General features: G+C 64.0%; 8 protein-coding genes and 1 pseudogene. 1 reads left to right on the forward strand and 8 read right to left on the reverse strand.

Features of this window, described 5'->3' with window-relative positions; translation table 11 throughout:
- From DYI24_RS16780 to DYI24_RS16800, 5 genes are all read right to left on the reverse strand, one after another.
- The coding region (locus DYI24_RS16780; protein WP_164573115.1) for a TRAP transporter large permease subunit at nucleotides 1-650 on the reverse strand (650 nt) is incomplete at its 3' end.
- Nucleotides 647-1,231, reverse strand: a complete 585-nt coding sequence (locus DYI24_RS16785; protein WP_107343996.1) for a TRAP transporter small permease — start codon at nucleotides 1,229-1,231, stop codon at nucleotides 647-649. The genes DYI24_RS16780 and DYI24_RS16785, both read right to left, overlap by 4 nt.
- 138 nt (nucleotides 1,232-1,369) lie before the next feature.
- Nucleotides 1,370-2,374 (reverse strand): TRAP transporter substrate-binding protein, encoded by a 1,005-nt coding sequence (locus DYI24_RS16790; protein ID WP_107343995.1) that lies wholly within the window; start codon nucleotides 2,372-2,374, stop codon nucleotides 1,370-1,372.
- Between the two features lie 223 nt (nucleotides 2,375-2,597).
- Nucleotides 2,598-4,172 (reverse strand): 2-isopropylmalate synthase, encoded by a 1,575-nt coding sequence (locus tag DYI24_RS16795; RefSeq protein ID WP_164573116.1) that lies wholly within the window; start codon nucleotides 4,170-4,172, stop codon nucleotides 2,598-2,600.
- 96 nt (nucleotides 4,173-4,268) lie between these two features.
- The gene (locus tag DYI24_RS16800; RefSeq protein ID WP_164573117.1) at nucleotides 4,269-4,418 is read right to left on the reverse strand and encodes a hypothetical protein; all 150 of its coding nucleotides are present in this window, start codon (nucleotides 4,416-4,418) and stop codon (nucleotides 4,269-4,271) included.
- A 269-nt stretch (nucleotides 4,419-4,687) separates the two neighbouring features.
- Here DYI24_RS16800 and bioB point away from each other — a divergent pair, with 269 nt between their 5' ends.
- Nucleotides 4,688-5,698, forward strand: a complete 1,011-nt coding sequence (bioB, locus tag DYI24_RS16805; RefSeq protein ID WP_107343993.1) for a biotin synthase BioB — start codon at nucleotides 4,688-4,690, stop codon at nucleotides 5,696-5,698.
- A 56-nt stretch (nucleotides 5,699-5,754) separates the two neighbouring features.
- On the opposite strand, the gene DYI24_RS16810 is transcribed toward bioB, so the two are convergent.
- The 3 genes and pseudogenes from DYI24_RS16810 to DYI24_RS16820 all read right to left on the reverse strand — a co-directional run.
- Entirely contained in the window at nucleotides 5,755-6,471 is a 717-nt protein-coding gene (locus DYI24_RS16810; protein ID WP_164573118.1) for an NUDIX hydrolase, read from the reverse strand.
- Nucleotides 6,472-6,478: 7 nt separating this feature from the next.
- Nucleotides 6,479-7,501 carry an ABC transporter substrate-binding protein gene (locus DYI24_RS16815; protein ID WP_164573119.1) on the reverse strand — a complete coding sequence of 341 codons (1,023 nt, stop codon included), beginning with the start codon at nucleotides 7,499-7,501 and terminating at the stop codon, nucleotides 6,479-6,481.
- A 58-nt stretch (nucleotides 7,502-7,559) separates the two neighbouring features.
- Nucleotides 7,560-7,737 (reverse strand): annotated as a pseudogene (locus DYI24_RS16820) (ABC transporter permease); the annotation flags it as partial.

Here is a 7,737-nt window from a genome sequence, read left to right on the forward strand (position 1 = left end):
TTCGGCAGCCGCGGATAGTCGTGCTTCCAAGCGCGATAGAAAGTGGTGAGGCCGAGCAGCGAGGCCAGCATAATGCCGGGAATGACGCCGGCCATGAACAGCTGGCCGACCGAGGCCGACGACACGCGATTGCCGTCCGGATCGAGCGCGATCGAACCGCCGGTCGCCACCGCATACACCACCATCACGATGGACGGCGGGATCAGGATGCCGAGGGCGCCCGAGGTGGTGATGACGCCGGCGCCGAACCGCTTCGGGAAGCCCTGCTTCACCATCGCCGGCAGCATGATCGAGCCGATCGCGATCACGGTCGCGGGTGAGGAACCCGAAACGGCGGCGAACAGCGCGCAGGCCATCACGCCGGCCAGACCGAGGCCGCCGTACCAGTGGCCGACCATCGTGGTGGCGAAATTGATCATGCGGCGGGCGACGCCGCCGTGGGTCAGGAAGTTGCCGGCCAGGATGAAGAACGGGATCGCCATGATCTCGAAGTTCTCGATGCCGGTGAACAGCTTCAACGACACCGCTTCCATCGGCACGTTGGTCATCAGCACGACGAACGACAGCACGGTCAGACCGAGCGCGATCGAGATCGGCATGCCGGTCAGCATCAGGGCGATCAGCAGCCCGAAGATGATTGCGGTGTTCATCGTACCGCCTCCGCCGCTGCGGCCGCGGACCCGGGCATATGTGGTTCGTCGATGCCCTCGACCTGACCGTGGTCGTGATGCGGCAGATGATCATGGCGCCAGAAGTGATAGGCGACCTGGAGGAAGCGGAAGCACATCAGATAGGAACCAAGCGGAATGCAGAGATAAACGATCCAGCTCGGGATCTCGAGATCCGGCGAGGTCTGGTTGGTATCGATCAGGCCGTAGACGAATTTGGCGCCCATCGAGCCGATGATGAAGGTGAAGAACGCGCCGCAGAACAGACCGAACAGGATGGTCGCCTTGCGCAGGTTCGGACGCATCACGTTGACCAGCACGTCGACGCCGACATGGATGCCGGTGCGCACGCCGTAGGCGGCACCGAACTTCGCCATCCACACGAACATGTAGATGCACAGCTCCTGCGCCCACGACAGGTCGATCGGAAACAGGATCGGATAGAGGATTGGGATGCCGACCAGATAGCGGTGCATCACCGCGATGAAGATCAGCAGCGTGGCGCCGCCGATCATCGTGGCAATCAGAATTTCCTCGAGCCTGTCCAGGATGCGCAGGACCATAGATTCCCCCTGTGGATCGGCCGGTCGCTGCAGTGAGGACGAGAAGACGGCCGTCGCTTGATTCCAGTCCCGCAGCCCCTGCGGTCCGGCAAAAGCAGAGGGCGCCCGCGTCGAAACGCGGGCGCCCGTTCGCAAATGTTACTTAGTCGGACCGCCGCCGCTTTCCTTGATGAACTCTTCGATCAGAGCCTTGCCGACGCGGCCGCCGACGTCGTCGTACACCGGCGCCATCGCCTTGCGCATCGCGAGGTTCTGCTCCGGCGTCAGGGTGATGATCTCGGTCTTACCCGACTTCTTCATCTCCTCGAGAGCTTCCTCGTTTTCCTTCTGCGACTGGCTGTTGCCGAACTCGGTGGCTTCCTTCATCGCCTTGTCGAGCTGCGCACGGACGTCGGCCGGGATGCCATCCCAGAACTGCTTGTTCACGATCACCGCGTAGCCGATGTAGCCGTGGTTGGTGACGGTGGTGTACTTCTGCACTTCGTGCATCTTCTGGGTGTACATGTTCGACGGCGTGTTCTCCTGGCCGTCGACGACGCCGGTCTGCAGCGCCTGATACACTTCGGAGAACGCCAGCACCTGCGGGATCGCGCCGAGCGCGCGGAACTGAGCGTCGAGCACCTTCGACGACTGAATCCGGAACTTCAGGCCCTTGTAGTCTTCCGGCGCGATCAGCTTCTTGTTCGCGCTCATAATCTTGAAGCCGTTGTCCCAGTAAGCAAGACCGGTGATGCCCTTGGAGTCGAGCAGCTTGAACAGCTTGGCGCCGACCGGGCCGTTGGTCACCTTCCGCAGCGCGGCGATGTCCGGCAGGATGTAGGGCAGATCGAAGACTTCGAATTCCTTGACGCCGGCCGGGCCGAACTTGGAGATCGAGGGCGCGAGCATCTGCACAGCGCCGAGCTTCAGCGCGTCGAGCTCTTCCTTGTCCTTGAACAGCTGCGAGTTCGGATAGACTTCGACCTTGACCTTGCCGTCGGTGTACTTCTCGGCGAGCTCTTTGAACTTATCGGCGGCCATGCCCTTCGGCGTGTTGGGCGCCACCACATGGCTGAACTTGATGACGATCGGCGACTGCGCGGCGGCCGGGCCGACGAGCCCGAGCACGGCGATCGATGCGAGTGCTAGAATGGATTTACGCATGTTTTCTCCCGATTCCTTATGAGGAACGCACCCGCGTCCCCGCCCCGTTCGATTACCAGCCGCACCAATACAGAGAAGCACTACGAAAGGCTATTGCCCCTTCGCAGGGTCGCCGTCAACAACTGCTGCAACGCGGAAAAAGGGCGATGCACAGCGGCATCGCCCTTTCGAACCGTTCCAGAAGTTGTAGCTGTCAGCCGCGGTTGTGCGACTTATTCACGCATCAGCCAGCGACCGCCACCGTCGGCGCGTCTTCGCGCACGCTGCGCTGACGTTTGGCGACGATCTTGTTGAGCGCGCCCAGGTAAGACTTCGCTGAGGCCACCAAGGTGTCGGGATCGGCTGCACGCGCGGTCATGGAGCGGCCTTCATGGCTCAGCCGAACCGACACTTCCGCCTGCGCGTCGGTGCCCTCGGTGACGGCATGCACCTGATACAGTTCCAACTTGGCATCGTGCGGCACCAGCGCCTTGATGCAGTTGAACACCGCGTCCACCGGGCCGTTGCCTTCGGCTTCCTCAATCCGGATCTGGCCGTCGACGTCCAGCTTCATGGTGGCTCGCTGCGGACCATGGGTGCCGGCGATCACCGTCAGCGACATCAGCTTGATCTGGTCCTGACCGTGCAGCAGCTGCTCGTCAACCAAGGCCTCGATGTCCTCGTCGTAGACGTCCTTCTTGCGGTCGGCCAACGCCTTGAACCGAACGAACACGTCCTCGATCTGGTTGCGGGACAGCTTGTAGCCCAACTCTTCCAGCTTGTGGATCAAGCCGGCGCGGCCGGAGTGCTTGCCCATCACCAGCGAGGTGCCCTTCACGCCCACCGTTTCAGGCGTCATGATCTCGTAGGTCTGGGCGTTCTTGATCATGCCGTCTTGGTGGATGCCGCTCTCGTGCGCGAACGCGTTCCGGCCGACGATCGCCTTGTTGTACTGCACCGGGAACGAGGTCGCTGCCGATACGGTCTTGGAGGCGTGAGTCAGCATCGTCGACTCGATCCGGTTCCAGTACGGCAACTTGTCCTGCCGCACGCGCATCGCCATCACCACCTCTTCCAACGCGGCGTTACCGGCGCGCTCGCCGATGCCGTTGATGGTGCATTCGATCTGGCGGGCGCCGCCGGCGACGCCGGCCATCGAATTGGCGACCGCCATGCCCAGGTCGTTATGGCAGTGGACCGAGAACCGCGCCTTGTCGGAATTCGGCACCGTCTCACGCACCTTGCGGAACAGCTCGCGATATTCCTCCGGCACCGCGTAGCCGACGGTGTCCGGCAAGTTGATGGTGGTGGCGCCGGCCTTGATCGCCGCCTCGATGCAGCGGCACAGGAAGTCGAACTCGGTGCGGGTGGCGTCTTCCGCCGACCATTCGACGTCGTCGGTGTGGTTGCGGGCGCGGGTCACCGACGAGATCACCATCTCGTAGACCTGCGCGGCCTCCATCTGCAGCTTGTACTTCATGTGCACCGGCGAGGTGGACAGGAAGGTGTGAATACGGCCGCGCTCGGCCGGCTTGATCGCCTCGGCGCAGCGGTCGATGTCCTTGTGGGCCGCACGCGACAAGCCGCAGATCACCGAGTTCTTCGAGCGCTTGGCGATTTCATGCACCGCCTCGAAGTCACCATCGGAGGCGAACGGGTAGCCGGCCTCGATCACGTCGACGCCCATGTCGTCGAGCATCCGGGCGACGTTCAGCTTCTCCTCGAACGTCATGGTAGCGCCGGGGCACTGCTCGCCGTCGCGCAAGGTGGTGTCGAAAATGATAACGCGGTCCTGCTCGGACTGGGTGGTCGTGGTCATGAAGAATGTCCTTTGGTCGGGGCGCCGCACCGGCGCGTGAGGGTCTGGCTGTCCTGCGATCCCCTGAGTGCCCAGGCGCAAATGCCCAGACGGCCCTCAGGGGCGGCTAAGAAGCAGCAGCCCGCCAAGCGCGAGGGTCTCGAGCGCTTCGAAAGCGGCGGCGGTCGGAATCAGCACAGCCGGAATCTCGGACGCGGCGGTGATCGCCGTTCCTTCCGTTCCAATGCTGCCGCTGCCAATCGTCATTCCCGACACCTTCAGGGTCCTATCGTCGGCGACAACCGCTAAAAGAGCGTTAGGTTGACGCAAGAGTCCGACGGACCGAACGGATAGTCTTGTAAACGACCTCGCCACTGTTTCGCAACGCCAAATCGTGGGCAAAAGCCCTGATAAAGCGTCAGAAACCCTGACCTAAACCATGGTCGGGCGGGCGATGCGTCGCCGTGGGTTTCTTCACCCGCCGAAACCGCTTATGGCTGTGCACCAGCCGAACGACCCCGACCGGAGCACCGACGTTGAACTCGATCGCCCATTCCACGCTTGCCGCCGCCAGCCCCACCATCCGCCACGACTGGACCCGCGAGGAAGCCGCGGCGATCTATCATGCGCCGTTCGCCGACTTGATGTTCCGGGCGCAGACCATTCACCGGCAGACCTTCGATCCGAACCAGGTCCAGTGCAATCAGCTACTCAACGTCAAGACCGGCGGCTGCGCCGAGGATTGCGGTTATTGTAGCCAATCCGCCCATCACGACACCGCCCTGCCCGCCTCCAAGCTGATGGAGCCGGCCAAGGTGATCGAGGCCGCCAAGGCGGCCCGCGACGCCGGTGCGACGCGCTATTGCATGGGCGCAGCCTGGCGTTCGCCGAAGGAGCGCGACATGGCGCCGGTGATCGAGATGGTGAAGGGCGTCAAGGCGCTCGGCATGGAAGCCTGCATGACGCTCGGCATGCTGACCGACGATCAGGCCAAGCAGCTCGCCGACGCCGGCCTCGACTACTACAACCATAACATCGACACCTCGGAAGAGTTTTACGCCTCGGTGGTGAAGACCCGCAGCTTCGGCGACCGCCTCGACACGCTGGAGAAGGTGCAGGACGCCGGCATCAAGGTGTGCTGCGGCGGCATTCTCGGCCTCGGCGAGAAGCCGACCGACCGTGTCGAAATGCTGCGCACGCTCGCCAACCTGCCGCAGCATCCGGAGAGCGTGCCGATCAACATGCTGATCCCGATCGAGGGCACCCCGATCGCCCAGACCGCGACGCCGGTCGATCCGTTCGAATTCGTCCGAACCATTGCGCTGGCACGCATCATGATGCCGAAGTCGGATGTCCGCCTCGCCGCCGGCCGCACCGCGATGAGCGACGAGATGCAGGCGCTGTGCTTCCTCGCCGGCGCCAACTCGATCTTCATCGGTGACACCCTGCTGACCACCCCGAACCCGGGCGACAGCAAGGACCGCGCGCTGTTCAACCGCCTCGGCATCACCCCGCGCGACGATCTCGGCGTCCACGCGCACAGCTGAGACGCGACCCCAAACACCGTCGTGGCCGGCCCCGGCCATGACGGTTGGGAAAGTAATTAGTCCTCGCCGCGCAGCAGCATCGTCAGGAAAGCGGTGACGAAGCGCGGCATCGAGGGCAGGAAATCGTCCTTCGAGCGCACCAGATACATCCGGCTGAACTCCGGCAGTTCCTCTTTGTCCAGGTGCTTTTCGACGCGGGCCTTCAGCGCCTCGCCCGGCTGATCCACATCCAGAATCCGCAGCATCGCCACGGAGGCGCCGGCCTCGACGCAGTGCCAGTGATCGGCAGCGTGGTAATCGAACCGTGTCAGCCCGGTCTCTTCCTTGACCTCGCGGGCCACGCTGGAGGCCATCTCCAGCCGGCGGTTGCGGACGTCGGAAGGATCCGGCGTGCCGCCGGGAAAGTACACCCTGCCGGCATTGGCGGTGTGCGCGCCCATCTCGCCGAGCAGGATCGCGCCGTCGCTGGCGCGGATCACGCCCATCCCGAAGCCATTGAACACCGAGGCGTCGGGAAACTCCCATTCACGCCAGCACATGAAGCTGGCGAAGTCGGTTTCGAAGAACTCGGCGCTGAAGTACGGGCCGTCGAACTGCGGCCGGCGCGCCATCAGCACGCGGCCGTTCCACAGCTTCGGCTGTTCGGCCTGCCGGCGTTCGAAATGCGCATCGATGTCGGCGCGGCGCGCCTCTGCGAATCGCCACGCGTAGTCGCTGACCCAGAGGTCCAACTGGCCGACGCGGTGGATGGTAACGGGCGGCGATGAGCTCATTGCAGCGTTATTTGGCGGGACCGGCCGCCTTCGCCTGTTCGACGAAGGCGTTGGTGTAAGTCTTGGTGACGTCGATATTGGCCTTCGCCACGTCCGGCGAGCCAACGCTGAACACCGCCAGCACGGCGTCCGCCCCCTTCGGGTCCATCAGCCCGGTGGTCGAGTACATCGGGATCGTGTTCTTCAGTGCCGCGACGTACTGCGCCTTGTCCTTGCCGACGATGTTAGCCGGCATCTTATCGGCGATCTCCTCGGCCGAATGCGCGTGGACCCAGCTCAGCGTGCCGAGGATTGCCTTGGTCAATGCCAGCGCCTCGTTCGGATGCGCCTTGATCCAGGCCGTCGTGGCGTATAGCGCGCCGCCCGGATAGTCGCCGCCGAACACCTCGCGGGTGTCGTGCTCGGTACGGGTGTCGCTGAGGATTCGGAGGTCGGCATGCGCAGCCTGCAGGATCGTCACCGCCGGATCGAGCATCACCGCGGCGTCGATCTGGCCCTGCTGCATCGCCGCTACCGCGGTGGCGCCGAGCCCGACACCGACCACCGAGACGTTGTTCGGGTCGATGCCGTTCTTCTTCAGCTGATACTTCAGGAAGAAGTCCGTCGACGAGCCCGGGGCGCTGACGCCGACCTTCTTGCCGGCGAGATCCTTGATCGACTTGATCTCCGCGGTGTGGGCCGGAGACACCGCCAGCACCAGACCGGGATAGCGGTCGTACACCACGAAGCTCTGCATCTCCTGCTTCTTCGCGGCGAGGTTGACGGTGTGGTCGAAATAGCCGGAGACGACGTCGGCGCTACCGCCGAGCACGGCTTTGAGTGCATCCGAGCCGCCCTTGAGGTCGACCAGTTCAACGTTGAGCCCGGCCTTGTCGTACTCGCCGAGCTGCTTGGCCAGCACGGTCGGCAGATAGCACAGGCAGGCGCCGCCGCCGATCGCGATCGTCACCTTGCTCTGCGCCTGAGCGGCGCCGGCGGTGAGCAGGATCGCGGCGACCGCCGCAGCGAAGTGTCGAAAGCCGGCCTTCATGGCGTTGGTTCTCCCCAGACGAAGCGGCAAGGACAATAAGCCAAAGCCGCGCCCTGCTCTAGTCCGCCTGCTGCGCCCCGCTCGGCTGCGGCCGCCACACCAACAGGCGCCGCTCGACCAGGCTGACCGCGAGGTCGATCAGGATCACGAACACCGACAGCACGAACATCCCGGCGAACACACCGGCGACGTCGAAGGTCCCTTCCGCCTGCTGGATCAGGTAGCCGCGCCCGGCC

This window comes from Rhodopseudomonas sp. BR0C11 (assembly GCF_010820945.1).
Lineage (GTDB): Bacteria > Pseudomonadota > Alphaproteobacteria > Rhizobiales > Xanthobacteraceae > Rhodopseudomonas > Rhodopseudomonas palustris_H.

What these genes read in the sequence shown, in the direction of transcription:
- DYI24_RS16785 (WP_107343996.1), bottom strand. Translation starts at nt 1,231, where the DNA reads ATGGTCCTGCGCATCCTGGACAGGCTCGAGGAAATTCTGATTGCCACG.
- DYI24_RS16790 (WP_107343995.1), bottom strand. Translation starts at nt 2,374, where the DNA reads ATGCGTAAATCCATTCTAGCACTCGCATCGATCGCCGTGCTCGGGCTC.
- DYI24_RS16795 (WP_164573116.1), bottom strand. Translation starts at nt 4,172, where the DNA reads ATGACCACGACCACCCAGTCCGAGCAGGACCGCGTTATCATTTTCGAC.
- DYI24_RS16800 (WP_164573117.1), bottom strand. Translation starts at nt 4,418, where the DNA reads ATGACGATTGGCAGCGGCAGCATTGGAACGGAAGGAACGGCGATCACC.
- DYI24_RS16810 (WP_164573118.1), bottom strand. Translation starts at nt 6,471, where the DNA reads ATGAGCTCATCGCCGCCCGTTACCATCCACCGCGTCGGCCAGTTGGAC.
- DYI24_RS16815 (WP_164573119.1), bottom strand. Translation starts at nt 7,501, where the DNA reads ATGAAGGCCGGCTTTCGACACTTCGCTGCGGCGGTCGCCGCGATCCTG.